Origin of the sequence: Allobosea sp. BK604 (assembly GCF_004341515.1) — a bacterium.
Lineage (GTDB): Bacteria > Pseudomonadota > Alphaproteobacteria > Rhizobiales > Beijerinckiaceae > Allobosea.
The window spans coordinates 254,803-269,589 of the sequence record NZ_SLZF01000009.1; the positions used below are offsets into that span (position 1 = coordinate 254,803).

Sequence of the window (14,787 nt, forward strand, 5' to 3'; positions counted from 1 at the left end):
GCCAGGCATCCTGATTGCCCCCGCAGCCGGATATGGATCGAACTTAAGCGAATTTGCTTTGATGTCATCATCATCGCGGTCGCCGCCGATGTCGAGCCGCTATCCATCAAGGGCGCTGTTTTGTCGAAAGCCATCGATCTTCAGCCCGCGACCAGACGTTGTCGGTTGAGCCGGTCGAAGGGCTCATTATCCATCAAACTGGGCGCCGTTGCCTGCGGCCGATAGAAGTCGCTCCGCGAGAGCGGGCCGCTCAGCTCAATATTCTCGTCGAGACGGCGACGGAGCGCGTCACGTGGCTGCGGGCATCGAGCCGGAGGACGAACATCTGCGCTCGCGCAGCTCGGCCCGGCCGCCACCGGCACGACATGGACCTCTATGCCCTTCCTGTGGAGATCGAGACAAGCATCGGCAGCCAGGACCGCCGTGACGGCGTCCAAACGGCCGCGCAGAACTTAAAAAGCGATGCAATGTCCCAGAATCGAATGAAGCGGGCCCGCGTCCTCCGCGAACCCGCTTCCGAGAGCGACAGCTCAGGATGCCACTGTCAGCGCGTCGTCCACGCCCCGTTCTTGACCGTGCGCAGCTCGAGCTCGACCGGCAGCTTGGTCTGCCCGTTCTCGTCGAAGCTGGTGTGGCCCATGGCGCCGTCGTACTGCGTCTCGCGGATCGCCTTGGCGATGGCGGCCTTGTCCTTGGTGCCAGCCTTGTTGATCGCCGCGACGATGATGTTGGCGGCATCGAAGGCGTTCTTGGTGTAGGTCGTCGCCGGCTCGGCGAAATTGGCGGCCTGATAATCCTTGGTCAGCTTCTCCAGCTGCGGATTGCCCTTTTCCTTGACGATGCCCGAGATGGTGCCTTCGGCGGCCGGGCCGGCGATCTTGATGAATTCCGCGTCATGGAAACCGTCGACGCCGATCATCGGCACGGCCATGCCGAGCTCGACCATCTGCTGGCGCACCAGGCCAGCCTCGGTCACGACGCCGCCGAAATAGATCGCGTCCGGCGAGCCGGCCTTGATCTTGGTCAGCAGCGCGCGGAAATCGGTGGTGCCGACGGGCGCCGCCTCGGCGGTGAGGATGGTGCCGCCGGCAGCCTTGTAGAACTTCTCGAAATTCTGGGTGTTGGCGACGCCGTAATCGGAGGTGTCGGAGACGATCGCGATCTTCTTGCCGACATTGGCGACGGCCCATTTGGCCAGCGGCTCGTTGGTGTTGACCAGAGTCGTCACGACGCGCGAGACCATCGGGTTGTTGCGCTCGGTGACCTTGGGCGAGATGGCGCCCCAGACGATGAAGGGCACGCCGGCGCGCTGGAAGACCGGGATGGTGGCCAGCGCGACGCCGCTGTTCCAGTGGCCGGTCGCGGCCAGCACCTGCGGATCGTTGGTGAGCTTCAGGGCCGCGGCGACGCCGGTCTGCGGATTGGCGGCGTCGTCGAGGATGACCGCCTCGAGCTTGAAGGGCAGGCCGGCCTTGTTCGCTTGATCGATGGCGAGCTGAAAACCATTGCGGGCCGAGAGACCCTGCTGGGCGTTGCCGCCGCTCAGCGGGCCGATGAACCCGATCTTGACGGTTTCCTGAGCGCAGGCGGCCGCAGCGCCCCACGTCACCGCGGCAGCGACAGCCGACATGCGCAGCACTGCTGAAATTGAGCCGGGGCCGGCGCCGAACTTGAACAACATGATCCCCTCCAGGATGGATTTCGAGCTCCAGCGGTCAGCCATGCCGATCCCGAGGATGCTTCGGCCGGACAATCCGCCCTTCCGGAAACGCGAAGCAAATCGGATATTTCGAACCCCCGGTCTCGGTTTGCCTAAGTAGAGCGTTTTCGAGCGAAGTGGGTTCCGGCTCGCGTAAAGAAAATGCGTCAAACCAAAGAGATAGAGTGCTTGCGCGATCCGGAGAAACGCGGAAGTGCTCCAGCGGCCCAAGTGTGGACCGAACCCGCCCGACAAGCTGCCTCAACACAAGCAAAGCAGAGATTCCGAAATTACGACTCCTGTCCGCATGCGGGCTGGTGCACAGCCGAGCGAGCGGCCACAAGGCGCTCGCCAAGACAAAGAGAGGGACGGGATGACCGAGCAGCTTCTGCAACAGATCCTGAACTGGATCACGCTCGGCTCGATCTATGCCCTGATCGCGGTCGGGTTCAGCCTGCTCTTCGGCGTGCTGAACATCATCCATTTCTCCCACGGCGACGTCGCGCTTATGGCGCCGTTCCTGGCGCTCGCGCTGGTGCAGACCTTCGCGACGGCGCTCGGGGCTGCAGCGACGCCGGGCGCCATGCTGCTCTGCGTCGCGCTGGCCATCGCGCTGACGGGGCTGCTCGGCGTCGTGCTCGACTTCCTCGTCATCCAGCGCTTCCGCAATGCGCCCGCGATGATGGCGCTCGTCGCCACCGTCGCGCTCGGCATCGTGCTGCGCGAACTGATCCGTCATCTCTTCCCCAACGGCTCGAACCCGCATGCGGTGCCGCGCCTCGTCCGGGGCAGCGTCGAGATGCTCGGCGTGACGGTGCCGGCCTTCAACCTCGTCGCGATCGCGACCTCGGTGCTGTGCGTCGCCGGGCTGTTCTTCCTGCTCGGCAACACCCGGCTCGGCCTTCATATCAAGGCGGTCTCGCAGGACCGCGACGCGGCGCGCCTGCTCTCGATCGCGCCGGGAAAGATCTTCCGGATCACCTTCTTCATCGCCTCGGCGGTCGGCGCCGTCGGAGGCCTGTTCTTCGCCGGCTATGCCGGCATCGTGCGCTTCGACTTCAGCATCGATGTCGGCTTGATCGGCTTTTCCGCGGCGGTGGTCGGCGGGCTGGGCTCGATGCCCGGTGCGATCATCGGCAGCCTGGTGATCGCCGGGCTCGACACGCTGGTGCAGGCGGTGGTGCCGAATGGCGCAGCCTATCGCCTCGTCTTCGTCTTCCTGCTGGTGATCGGCGTGCTGGTGTTCCGGCCGGCCGGCCTGTTCGGCCGCACCGTCGTTGAAAAGGTCTGAGCCGATGACGGATCTGACAGTCCCCGCCCGCGCGACGCTCGGCATCGCCAGCGGCCTCACGCTCGTCGCGCTGACGGAAATCGCCGGCGCCGCCTTCCTGCGCCAGTTCCTGCTGGTCGACGACTGGCGCGCGGTCGTCGGACTCCTCGCCCTGTTCGGCGGCGTGCTCGTCGCGATGCAGCGCCTGCCGGCGATCGAGACCAATATCGAGCAGGCTTTCGGCAGCAACCGGCGCTTCGCGACAGTGCTCGGCATGGCGATCGTGCTCGTCTTTCCCTTCGTGCTGCAGAACAGCACCTATGCGCTGCATCTGCTGATCATCGCGCAGCTCTATGCCGTGCTGGCGCTGGCGCTGAACTTCCAGCTCGGCAGCGCCAACATTCCGAACTTCGCCACCGGCGCCTCGTACGGCATCGGCGCCTATGCCTCGGCCCTGCTCGCCCTGCAGTGGGACGTCAGCTTCTGGCTGGCGCTGCCGGCCTCCGCGGTGGTCGCGACCCTGTTCGGCTTCCTGCTCGGCATCCCCTCGATGCGCACACGGGACAGCTATCTGGCGCTGGTGACGATCGCCTTCGGCGTCGTCGTGCACCAGCTCCTCAACAATCTGGAATTCACCGGCGGCCCCAACGGGCTGGTCGGCATCCCGGCACCGGAGCTGTTCGGCCACTCCTTCGCCTCGCCGCTGGTGATCTTCGGGCATTCGCTGCCGTCCCAGGCGAATTTCTATTACCTCTCGGCGTTGCTCGTCGGCGTCTCGATCCTGTTCGCCGGGCGGTTGCACCATTCACGCATCGGCCTGGCCTGGAACGCGCTGCGCGCGGACGAGCTCGCGGCCCGCTGCCAGGGCATCAACGCGACCTGGTACAAGGTGCTCGCCTTCGCGGTGGATGCGTTCCTCGCCGGCTTCGCCGGCACGATCTACGCCTTCTATGTCGGCTTCATCTCGCCCGACAACTTCACCTTCCTGGTATCGGTGACGATCATGACCATGGTCATCGCGGGCGGCATGGACAACACGCTCGGGGTGATCGTCGGCGCCTTCCTGCTGACGCTGCTGCCCGAGAAGCTGCGCGCCTTCTCGGATTACCGCATCCTGTTCTTCGGCATCACCGTGATCGCCTTCCTGATGATCCGCCCGCAGGGAATCTTCCCGCAGCGGCTGCGCCGCTACGGAGGCTGACCATGGACCGCGCCATCATTCTGCAAGGCCAGGCCCTGACCATGCGCTTCGGCGGCCTGGTCGCCATGGCCGAGGTCGACTTCTCCCTGCGCAAAGGCGAGGTGCTCGGTATCATCGGGCCGAACGGGGCCGGCAAGTCGACCCTGCTCAACATCATCACCGGACTTTATGTGCCGTCCTCCGGCGAGGTGCGGCTTGAAGGCGAGCTGCTCAACGGCCAGCCGGCGCATCGCATCGTCGCCAAGGGGATCGCACGCACCTTCCAGTCGAGCCGGCTCTTCGCCGACCTTTCGGTGCTCGACAACGTCATCATCGGCCGCCACACCCATATGAAGACCGGGGTGTTCGACGCGATCTTCAACCGCCGCAAGGCCGAAGCCGAGCTCAACGCGGCGGCCGAGCTGGCCGAGCGCCTGCTGAAGGCCGTCTCGCGCGAGCTGTATGCCCAGCGCCACAGGCCGGCGGGCGAGCTGCCGCAGGCCGACCGCAGGCGCCTGGAGATCGCCCGCGCACTGGCCAGCGAGCCCAAGGTCCTGCTTCTCGACGAACCCTCCTCGGGCATGGACGATGCCGACACCGACGCGCTGATGGACGATATCCGCTCGGTCTGCGCCGAGCGCCCGGACCTCGCCCTGATGATCATCGAGCACGACATGCGGCTGATCGCGTCGCTGCCGCAGCGTGTGCTGGTCCTCGATTACGGCCAGAAGCTCGCCGAGGGCACCTATGACGAGATCCGCCTGATCCCGCGCGTGCAGGAGGCCTATCTCGGCCGGAAGGGAGCGCAGCATGCTCAGGCTTGAGAATGTCGACACCAATTACGGCGTGGTGGCGATGCTGCGCGACGTCTCGCTCAGCGTCGAGCCGGGCGAGCTGGTCTGCATTCTCGGACCGAACGGGGCCGGAAAGACCACGATCTTCCGGGCGATCTCGGCGCTGCTGCCCCTGGCACGCGGCCGCATCGCGATCATGGGGCAGGACCTCAAGGGCTCGCGGACGGAGGCCCTGAGTGCGCTCGGCGTCGGCTTCGTGCCGGAGGGCCGGCGCCTCTTCGCCGACATCTCGGTGCGCGACAACATTCGCCTGGGCTATGAGGCGCAGGGGCACCAGGCCGGCTTCGAGGAGCGGCTGGAGGAGATGCTGGAGCTGTTTCCGCGCGTGCGCGAGCGCATCCGCGAGCGCGCCGGCACGCTTTCGGGCGGCGAGCAGGCCATGGTGGCGCTGGCGCGCGCGCTCATCGGCAAGCCTCAATTCGTGATCATGGACGAGCCCTCGCTCGGCCTCTCGCCGAAGCTGATCGACGAGTATTTCGACACGGTTGCGGCGGTGAACCGCACTGGCACGACCGTCCTGCTGATCGAGCAGAACGCCGAGATGGCGCTCTCCATCGCCCATCGCGGCATCCTGCTCACCAAGGGGCGGGTCATGGCGGCGGGCAACGCCGCCGAATTGCTCGGCAGCGACGCCGTGCGGCACCTGTATCTCTAGAGCATTTTCGAGCGAAGTGGATACCGGTTCGCGTGAAGAAAATGCGTCAAAACAAGTAGATAGAGAATTTTCGCGATTCGGAGAAACGCGGAAATGCTCTAGAGCATCTTCGAGCGGAGTGGACACCGGTTCGCGTGACGAAAATGCGTCAAGACAAGCGGATCGAGCAGGCGAAGGCGGAGCGGCGATGGACACGCTGACGATCCTGGACACATTGGTGGGTTTTGCCACCGTCAGCCGCGATCCGAACCGGCCGCTGATCGATTTCGTGCGCAACTTCCTCGCCGGGCACGGCATCGAGAGCGAGATCATCGAGGCCGAGGACGGGCGCAAGGCCAATCTGTTCGCCACCATCGGCCCCAGGGACCGGCCGGGCGTCATGCTCTCCGGCCACACCGACGTCGTGCCCGTGGACGGCCAGGCCTGGAGCCACGACCCGTTTCGGCTGAAGGTCGCGGACGGTCGTGCCTACGGACGCGGCACGGCCGACATGAAGGGCTTCGTCGCCTCGGCTCTCGCGCTTGCCGCGCGCGCCTCGACGCGCGAACTCGAAACGCCGCTCCATCTCGCCTTCAGCCATGACGAGGAGATCGGCTGCGTCGGCGTACGCTCGCTGATCGACCGGCTGGCAGGCCGGCCGCTGCGGCCGAAGCTCGCCATCATCGGCGAACCGACGGCGATGGCGATCGCGACCGGGCACAAGGGCAAGCTCGCGGCGCGAGCGACCTGCTGCGGCGTCACCGGGCATTCCGCCCTCGCGCCGAACGCGCTGAACGCCATCCATCTCGCCTGCGATTTCGTCGGCGCGCTACGCGGGCTGCAGAACGAGATCGAGCGGGACGGCCCGCGCGACGACGATTACGACATCCCCTACACCACATTGCATGCCGGGCGCATCGCGGGCGGGACCGCGCTCAACATCGTGCCGGAGCGCTGCACGATCGATTTCGAGATCCGCAACGTCGCCGAGGACGACCCCGAGGCGATCCTGGCCCGGCTGATGGACGAGGCGGCCGCCCTCGTCGCGGCGCGGCGCGAGCGCTTCCCGGAGGCCGGGATCGGCTTCGAGCGCCTGAACGACTATCCGGGACTGGCGATGCCGGCGGCCTCCGAGGCCGTCGCCTTCCTGCGGGGGATCCTCGATGACAGCACCTTGTGCAAGGTGGCCTTCGGCACCGAGGGCGGGCTGTTCTCCCAGCGGCTGGGAACCCCGGTGCTGGTCTGCGGGCCGGGCTCGATGGAACAGGGGCACAAGGCGGACGAGTTCATCGCGCTCGACCAGCTCGCGGCCTGCGACCGGATGATGGACCGGCTGCTCGACAGGATCGCGGCCTGATCCACCGCTTTGCCGGCCCGCTTCTATCGTGCTTTATGCTGGCCAGATGCGGTTCTCCTTGCGCCAACTCGAATATTTCATCGCGGCCGGCGAGACGGGCAGCATCACCCTCGCATCCGAGATGATCCATATCTCGCAGCCGTCGATCTCGACCGCGATCTCGCATCTGGAGCGGGAGCTGAACGCGCAGCTCTTCATCCGCCATCACGCCCAGGGCCTGTCGCTGACGCCGGTCGGCCGGGCGCTGCTGAGCGAGGCGAAGCGGGTCGTCGGCCAGGCCGAAAGCCTCTACACCATCGCCTCGGAAACAATCGGCACCGTGCGCGGCACACTCTCGCTCGGCTGCATGGTGACGCTGGCGCCGATGCTGGTGCCGGAGCTCAGCAACGGCTTCATCGCGGCCTTCCCCGAGACTGCGATCCGCCATGTCGAGGGCAACCAGGAGGATCTCCTGAGGGGGCTGCGCCGCTCCGAGGTCGATGTGGCGCTGACCTACGATCTGCAAGTCCCCGACGACATCGCGTTTACGCCGCTGGTCAGCCTGCCCCCCCATATCGTGGTGGCGGATACGCACCCTTTGGCGCAGCAGAGCGCCGTCACGCTCGAGGAGCTCGCAGAGCAGCCGCTCGTGCTGCTCGATCTGCCGCTGAGCCGTGAATACTTCCTGGCCTTGTTCATGGCCGCCGGCGTGGTGCCGACGATTGCGGCGCGCTCGGCCTATCCGGATCTGGTGCGCGCGATGGTCGCCAACGGCGCCGGCTACGCATTGTTCAATGTGCGCCCGCGCTCCGATCACTCGCTCGACGGGCGCAAGCTGGTCTCGATACGGCTCGCCGGCCAGCACCGCCCGATGACGATCGGCGTCGCGACATTGGCCGGGCTCGCCAAGTCCAAGCTGATCGAGGCCTTCCAGGCGCATTGCGAGGCGCGCATTTCGCGCGCCTACATCCCCGGCATGATCGCGCCGGTCATGACGGATCGGCCGCGCGTCGAATCCTAGAGCGTTTTCAAGACCGCTGCGGCTCACTCGTCTCCCGGCACGCCGTAGGATGGCGCCTGCCGTGGATCGAGCGCGCGCTGGATATAGGCGTCGAGCTGGGGCTTGTAGACCTCCCAGGCCGTAGCCACCGCCTCGATCGGGCAGTCTTCAGTCCAGTCGCTGCGCAGATCGGCGACCGGCCAGCTGACCTTGTCGACGATCTTGAGCCCGGCCGAATGAACCGGCCCGGCTTCGCCGCCGGCAGCGAGGCCGGCGCGCATCGCCGCGATCAGCCGGTCGCCGAGATGGCCGGAGGCGGAGAGAAATCCGTCGACGATCGCCTGCGGCACGCCGTCATTGGCCAGAAGATTGCCACCGGAGGCGACGTCCCGCGCTTGCGCCTGCGTCCAGATCCCCAGCGAGTTCGGGCCGGAATGGATCGCCGTCCCGCCATCGCGGTCGACCGCCAGAACCTGGCGGTATTCGATGAACTTGCCGCGCCGGCGCACCTCCGCGACCGCCTCGGCCGCACTCATGCCGCCTTCCATCAGATCGAGCGCCAGCGGGCCCAGCGTCGGGTCAGTGACGTTCTGCGAGGCGACGGCGCCGACGCCGGCGCGCGCATAGGAGCAGCGCGCCGCGACCGCCGGCGAGGATGAGGAGATCGCGACCCCGAACATACCGGTCCGGGCGCAGCGGGCGACCAGCGAGAATGTCATGCGATCACTCCGGGATGACGGCCGTGCCGTCGATCTCGACCAGCCATTCCGGCCGCGCCAGCGCCTGCACGACGAGGCCGGTCGAGACCGGGTGCACGCCTTTGATGTATTGGCCAATGGTGCGGTAGACCGCTTCGCGATGGCGGACGTCGGTGATGTAGACGACGACCTTGACCAGATGCTCCATCGTGCCGCCGGCCTCTTCGATCAGTTGCTTGATGTTCTGCATGACCTTGTGCGTCTGCTCGACCGGGTCGTGGCTGTCGATGTTCTTGGCATCGTCGAGATTCTGCGGGCATTGGCCGCGCAGCCAGACGATCTTGCCGCCCTGGGTGACCACCGCCTGGGCGAGGTCGTTGTCGAGCTTCTGTTCCGGGTAGGTATCCTTAGTGTTGAACTTGCGGATGCGGGTATGCGCCATCTCGGCCTCCATCGGTGTCTGTTGAAGTATGTCGCGTCAGGCCGGCTCGAGCTCGCCGCGGGCGGCGGCGTCATAGGCCATGTACTGGCGCTGGATCCCGATCTGGTCGGCCACGTATTTCGCATCGTGCCAGACGCCCCAGATGAAGCTGGAGCCGCGCCGCGACTGCCAGGGCAGGCCGAGGAAGTAGATGCCGGGTTCCGAGGAGACGCCGCGCTGGTGCCGCGGCTTGCCGCTCTCGTCGAAGGCGTCGACCCGCATCCAGCTGTAATCGGCGGTGAAACCGGTCGCCCAGATGATGCTGCCGATGCCGGCCTCGGCGAGATCGAGCGCCAGAATGGGCTTGGCGATGCAGTCGGCATCCGGCACCCGGTCGCGGGCTTGCGGCTCCTCGGGCAGGTCGAGGCCGTTGCGGACGACATAGGCGTCCGCCTCGTCGAGCAGGGCATCATGGTTCTCGTCGCCGGCCCGCAGGTTCTCGACGAGATCGGGAGCGAAGCGGACGACGCAGTCCGTGCAGGATTCCGTGCGCCCGACCAGGATCATGCCCTGGGCGGCGAGGCGGCGGAAATCGATGGTGTGGCCGCCATGTGCGCCGCTGACGGCGATGGTGACATGCTCCTTGCCCGCTTCACGCGTGGTCGCATCCCATTTGCCGAGCACGCCCAGCCACCAGCAGAAGTCGCGGCCGCGATAGCCCCGCGGCGGCCGGTCATGCGGGCCGACCGAGAGATAGACGCGCCGTCCCGCCTGCATCAGCTCTTCTGCGATCTGGGTGCCGGACGAGCCGGAACCGACGACCAGCACCGCACCATCCGGCAATTGCGCGGGATTGCGGTAGCCGGTGGAGTGCATCTGCAGCAAGCCGGCCCGCTCGGGAACCACGGCGGGGATGACCGGTGTCTGGAAGGGGCCGGTCGCGGCCACGACGCGCTCGGCCTCGATCACCCCTTTGGAGGTCTCGACCCGGAAGCCGGAGCGGCCCGCATTGCGTTCGAGCTTCAGCGCCTCGACGCCGCAGCGGATGGGAGCCTCGATCTTCTTGGCAACGGCGACGAAGTAATCGGCGACGGTTTCCTTGCCCGGAAAATCGTCCGGCCCGACGCTGCTTTCGACATCGGTGAAGGTCATGCCGGGAAAGCGGTCATGCCAGGCCGGGCCGTTGGCGACGAGCGAGTCCCAGCGCTCCGAGCGCCAGCGCTCGGCGATGCGATGCCTCTCCAGCACGAGATGCGGCACGCCGCTGCGGCTCAGATGCTCGCTCATCGCGAGCCCCGCCTGGCCGGCGCCGATGACGAGCGTGTCTATCTTCTCAACTGACATTGTCCGCCCTTGCCGATTTTCTCGCGCTCCGCCGCTGGGACGCGTCACGGCACTGGTCTAATGGGCGGCTCGATCGCGGAAAAATATGAAATCTTGCGGCAGTGCTTAGGAAGCCCCGAAACGGTCGGGTAGGACCGCTAACTGGAGCTGGCGTTACAGACTGATCGATGGGAAGGTTACTGCGGGCGGATCCGGCGATAGCAGGGGAGAGGCCAGTGAACATACTGCGAAGCGGCGTGGGCATTATCGCCGGAGCCATTTTGGGCCTTTGTGTGATGAGCGCTCAGGCGTCGGACGGCGTGATGGTCGCGCCGTCGTCACAGCCGCTGAATGTCGGCGACGCGATGCTCGCTGCCGCGGCGTATCACGATGAAGGGGCCTATGAGCGCGAGGTTGCCCGCATCGCTAACCTCGCCGACGAATGGATGGCTCAGACCGCTCCAAACGCCGCCCGACCGGCGCTCGTGCTCGACGTCGACGAGACCGCGCTCTCAAATTGGGAAGTCATTCGTCGCGACAATTTTGGCCGGCCCATTGCCGGCCCCTGCGTCTCGGGTTCCACGGCACCGTGCGGATGGGCGAGCTGGGATCTGCTTGCCAGCAGTACGCCCATCGCCCCGATCCAGAATCTCGCCCGCAAGGCGCAGGCCCGTGGTATCGCCGTCTTCTTTATAACCGGGCGACCGGAAAATCAGAGGGAGGCGACCGAGCGCAACCTGCGCGCCGCCGGCTACACAGACTTCGTCAAACTCTACATGGTTCCTGAGGGCAGCTCCTTCGCGTCGGCGGTAGATTTCAAGGCTCCTGTTCGCGCAGCCATCGAAGCGGAAGGCTACACCATCATCGCCAATATCGGGGACCAACCCTCCGATCTCTTTGGCGGGAACGCACGGAAGATCTTCCTTCTTCCCAATCCGTTCTACCGCGTGCCGTGAGAGGTATGATCGGCGTCGGACCGCGCGCGATTTTCTATGAGAATGTTCACCGGCGGCGTGGGATCGCTGCTGGAGAGCGCACGTTCTTCCCGTTTGACCATCGAGATTGAGGCTAATTTGATGGCTACAGTATTTGGAGTAGCCCGTCTTCCCATTCCATCGTTACTCTCCAGGCCTGAGGTTAGCGGTTGGCGTCTGCCAGGTTGAATTGAATCAGATCAAGTCCATCACTTCGATATGAGATATAGTATTCGCCTTGTTCTGATCGAAACATGTACAGGCAATCTGAGCGGTTATTGCCTATACTTCGGCATATTCTCTTCCGATCAATCTGGTATTTGCCAGAAATTGACATGCGCGGGGACACAACCCAGGTAGCGATCCGCCGTCGGCCCCCCGATGAACCGCCCGAAACCGGACGTTCCACGCGTCAGCAAAGTGCCAGTTGCGGCCGCCAGGCATGGATGGTGAAAAGCACAGCCTGGAAACCGGCAGCTCGGCCGAAGCCCGGCTCTCGCTATGCCGAACGCACAACCCTCAACCTGCCGACTGTGGCCTGGCCCGCCGCCGAAACCCTGCCCCGCCGGCATTTGCCACCAGCGCCCCGCTCATGATCAGCAGGCAGGCGAGGGCCAGCGTCCAGCCCGCGGTGGCGAAGCCGGCCGCGACGAGCGCGAGCGTCGACAGGACAGGCGCCGCGTAGGAGACGACGCCGAGCAGGGCGACGTCCCCCCTCTTCATGCCGATGTCCCAGCACGCCATCGCAAGGCCGTTCGCGCCCAGTCCGAGCCCGATCACGCCCAGCCATTCCCAGGCATTCGGCGACCAGTGCGTCGTCTCGACGAGGCCGTGGAGCGCGATGGCCGGCACGGCGCAGCCGAGCATGGTGAGGGCGATGCTCTCCGAAGGGACCGCCGCCAGGTTGCGGCAGAGCACCGAGTAGCCGGCCCAGACGATCGCGCCGGCGAAGGCCAGGCCATGGCCGAGCGCAAGGCCGGCATCGGGCCCGCCATCGGCGAGCAGGAGTACGCTCGCGCATAGGCCGAGCAACGCGCCCGCGAGATGCCGGGGCATCAGGCGCCCACCCGGCAGCAGCGCCGCGAAGAGCACGATCAGCAGCGGCCAGAGATAGTTGACCAGGTTGGCTTCGGCCGGCGGCGCCGTCTTGATGGCGGCGAAGAACAGCGCGCTGTTGCCGAGAAGACCGACAAGGCCGAGCAGGAACGAGGCGCGCGTCGGCAGCGTCCTGCGCAGCCGGCCACGCATGGCGGCAATCGCAAGCACGAAGAGCCCGCCGATGAAGAAGGTCATCGCCACCAGCTGAAGCGGCGGAATGCGGCCGGACAGCACCGTGAACAGCCCTGCCGTCGACCAGAGCAGCACGGCACAGGAGCCGATCAGCGTCGCCGCCTGCCCGCTCATGCCAGCGCGAGGCCGTGATCGGCCATGTCCGTCCCCCCACAAAGCCGCTCGAAGCGTGTTGACGGAGGCCTAGCACGCGTCTACTCATCTGTGAAAATAAAATTCATATATAAAAATACTGGAGGACGCGCATGACTACCCGCCACCCGCCCGGGGGGCTCGCCGTGGCAATCGGGCTTTACCGCGCCGTGCTCGTCGGCCTGCTGATCGCGATCGCGCTGCTCATCGCCGTCGCCGTGCTCTTCCGCTACGGGCTGGGGGCGCCGATCCTGTATTCCTACGAGCTGGCCTCGCTGCTCTTCGTCTGGCTGGTCTTCCTGTCGCTGGCCGGCGGCGCGGCGCAGGCGGCCCATCTCGGCGCCGACATCCTGACGCCCTATCTCGGCCCGAACGCGCTGCGGCTGCTGCAGATCCTGGCCCATGCCTGCTCGCTCGCCGTGCTCGCCTATATCAGCTGGTATGCCTGGGTTCTGGCCGGGCGAACCCGCGTCGAGATGCCGACGCTCGGCCTGTCGATGGCCTGGATGTATGCCGCCGTGCCCGCCGGCTCCGCGCTCTACATGGGCTGGATCGTCTACGACCTCGCCCGCCTGGTCGGCGTCGTCAGGGCGCCCGCCCCCACCCCGCTGGAGGTCTGAGACGTGGGCAGCACGGGCCTTTTCGCCGTCTTCACCGGCCTGATGATCACGGGCATGCCGATCGCCCTGGTCATCCTCGGCGCCGCCATCCTCTTCGTCATGGCCGAGCCGGGGCTGATGCCGCTCGGCGTGATCCAGGCGCTGGTCAACGCGACGCAGCCCTTCCCGCTGATCACCATCCCGCTCTTCCTGCTGGCGGGCGAGTTGATGAATGTCAGCGGCATCTCGCGCCGCCTGATGGATTTCGCGACGGCGCTGACCGGCCATATGCCGGGCGGCCTGGCGCAGGTGAACGTCGTCGTCAGCACGCTGAAGGGCGGCATGAGCGGCTCGGCCAATGCCGATGCGGCCATGGACGCCAAGATGCTGGTGCCGGAGATGACGCGGCGCGGCTACGATCCGGCCTTCTCCTCCGCGGTGACCGCGACCTCGGCCTTCACCGCGGCCATGCTGCCGCCCTCGATCAGCCTGCTGATGTTCGGCTTCGTCACCGATACCTCGATCGGCGCGCTGTTCCTGGCCGGCATCATCCCCTCGCTGCTGCTGACCGTCGCCTTCATGATCGCGACGCATATCGTCGCCAAGCGCCGCGGCTATGGCGGCGACACCGCCTGGCTCGGCTGGGGCGCCGTCGGCCGCACCTTCATCGGCTCGCTGCCGGCGCTGCTGCTGCCCCTCGTCATCGCATTCGGCATTCGGCTGGGCATGTTCACGCCGTCCGAGGCCGGCGCGGTCGCCGTGATCTATGCGCTCGTTTTCTGCGCCGTGACCCGCGAGGCGGGCTGGGCCGAGATCTACAGCGCGATCTGGACGACGGCCGCCACCACCGGCGCGATCATGCTGGTGCTGGCGGCGACGGGCGCGCTCGGCTTCGTCCTGACCTTCGAGCGGATCCCGCAGGCGGTGGCCGAGCAGCTGATCGCGATCACGACGGAGCCGCACCTGCTGCTGATGCTGATCTGCGTGCTCGTCTTCGTCGTCGGCATCTTCATCGAAGGCCTGCCGATGATCCTGATCCTGGCCCCGATGTTCCTGCCGGCGGTGACGGCCGCGGGGGTCGACCCGGTGCATTACGGCGTCGTCTTCGTGCTGGTCTCGCTGCTCGGCGGCATCACGCCGCCGGTCGGCACGCTGATGGCCACGACCTGCGCCATCACCAAGGTGCCGATGGGGCCGTTCTTCCGCGAATGCCTGCCCTTCCTGGCGGCGATCATCGCGACGGGGCTGCTGATCATCTTCGTGCCGCAGACGGCCACCTGGCTGGCCTATTTCTAGCGCATCGGCCCGAGAACCGGATCGCGGTTTTCGGAAAAAGCCGTTGCGAAGCAAGCAGCTGGATCATCCAGCCGAACCAGA

At 66.3% G+C, this 14,787-nt stretch carries 14 protein-coding genes; 9 read left to right on the forward strand and 5 right to left on the reverse strand.

The genetic code is table 11. The annotated features are described in order from the left end of the window. Positions 1-544 precede the first annotated feature (544 nt). Positions 545-1,681, reverse strand: a complete 1,137-nt coding sequence (locus tag EV560_RS26275) for a branched-chain amino acid ABC transporter substrate-binding protein (protein WP_131858788.1) — start codon at positions 1,679-1,681, stop codon at positions 545-547. 391 nt (positions 1,682-2,072) lie between these two features. Here EV560_RS26275 and EV560_RS26280 point away from each other — a divergent pair, with 391 nt between their 5' ends. The 6 genes from EV560_RS26280 (at position 2,073) to EV560_RS26305 (ending at position 7,994) form a co-directional block, all read left to right on the forward strand. Next, complete coding sequence (locus EV560_RS26280; protein WP_131858789.1) at positions 2,073-2,990, forward strand: branched-chain amino acid ABC transporter permease; 918 nt, start codon at positions 2,073-2,075, stop codon at positions 2,988-2,990. 4 nt (positions 2,991-2,994) lie between these two features. Then, positions 2,995-4,170, forward strand: coding sequence for a branched-chain amino acid ABC transporter permease (locus tag EV560_RS26285; protein WP_131858790.1), 1,176 nt, complete (start codon positions 2,995-2,997; stop codon positions 4,168-4,170). 2 nt (positions 4,171-4,172) lie between these two features. Continuing rightward, entirely contained in the window at positions 4,173-4,973 is an 801-nt protein-coding gene (locus EV560_RS26290; protein WP_131858791.1) for an ABC transporter ATP-binding protein, read from the forward strand. Further along, positions 4,960-5,658: an ABC transporter ATP-binding protein gene (locus EV560_RS26295; RefSeq protein ID WP_131858792.1), complete on the forward strand. Its 699-nt coding sequence runs from the start codon at positions 4,960-4,962 to the stop codon at positions 5,656-5,658. The genes EV560_RS26290 and EV560_RS26295 overlap by 14 nt, the downstream gene beginning before the upstream one ends. 187 nt (positions 5,659-5,845) lie before the next feature. Further along, positions 5,846-6,994 (forward strand): acetylornithine deacetylase, encoded by a 1,149-nt coding sequence (gene argE / locus EV560_RS26300; RefSeq protein ID WP_131858793.1) that lies wholly within the window; start codon positions 5,846-5,848, stop codon positions 6,992-6,994. Between the two features lie 46 nt (positions 6,995-7,040). Next, the gene (locus EV560_RS26305; RefSeq protein WP_131858794.1) at positions 7,041-7,994 is read left to right on the forward strand and encodes a LysR family transcriptional regulator; all 954 of its coding nucleotides are present in this window, start codon (positions 7,041-7,043) and stop codon (positions 7,992-7,994) included. Between the two features lie 23 nt (positions 7,995-8,017). Here the strand turns inward: EV560_RS26305 and EV560_RS26310 are convergent, their stop codons facing one another. The 3 genes from EV560_RS26310 to EV560_RS26320 are packed head-to-tail and all read right to left on the reverse strand — an operon-like array spanning position 8,018 to position 10,436. Then, positions 8,018-8,692, reverse strand: a complete 675-nt coding sequence (locus EV560_RS26310) for a DUF1028 domain-containing protein (RefSeq protein WP_131858795.1) — start codon at positions 8,690-8,692, stop codon at positions 8,018-8,020. Between the two features lie 4 nt (positions 8,693-8,696). Beyond that, a complete protein-coding gene (locus EV560_RS26315) occupies positions 8,697-9,113 on the reverse strand; it encodes a RidA family protein (RefSeq protein WP_131858796.1) in 417 nt (138 codons plus the stop codon). A 36-nt stretch (positions 9,114-9,149) separates the two neighbouring features. Continuing rightward, entirely contained in the window at positions 9,150-10,436 is a 1,287-nt protein-coding gene (locus EV560_RS26320) for a flavin-containing monooxygenase (protein ID WP_131858797.1), read from the reverse strand. A gap of 215 nt (positions 10,437-10,651) precedes the next feature. Here EV560_RS26320 and EV560_RS26325 point away from each other — a divergent pair, with 215 nt between their 5' ends. After that, on the forward strand, positions 10,652-11,371 hold the full coding sequence (locus EV560_RS26325; RefSeq protein WP_248312218.1) for an HAD family acid phosphatase: 720 nt from the start codon (positions 10,652-10,654) through the stop codon (positions 11,369-11,371). A gap of 537 nt (positions 11,372-11,908) precedes the next feature. Here the strand turns inward: EV560_RS26325 and yddG are convergent. Further along, positions 11,909-12,793 carry an aromatic amino acid exporter YddG gene (gene yddG / locus EV560_RS26330; protein ID WP_131858798.1) on the reverse strand — a complete coding sequence of 295 codons (885 nt, stop codon included), beginning with the start codon at positions 12,791-12,793 and terminating at the stop codon, positions 11,909-11,911. Positions 12,794-12,924: 131 nt separating this feature from the next. Here yddG and EV560_RS26335 point away from each other — a divergent pair, with 131 nt between their 5' ends. Both EV560_RS26335 and EV560_RS26340 read left to right on the forward strand, forming a co-directional pair. Beyond that, positions 12,925-13,431 (forward strand): TRAP transporter small permease, encoded by a 507-nt coding sequence (locus tag EV560_RS26335; RefSeq protein ID WP_131858799.1) that lies wholly within the window; start codon positions 12,925-12,927, stop codon positions 13,429-13,431. A 3-nt stretch (positions 13,432-13,434) separates the two neighbouring features. Then, a complete protein-coding gene (locus tag EV560_RS26340) occupies positions 13,435-14,706 on the forward strand; it encodes a TRAP transporter large permease (RefSeq protein WP_131858800.1) in 1,272 nt (423 codons plus the stop codon). Positions 14,707-14,787 lie beyond the last annotated feature (81 nt).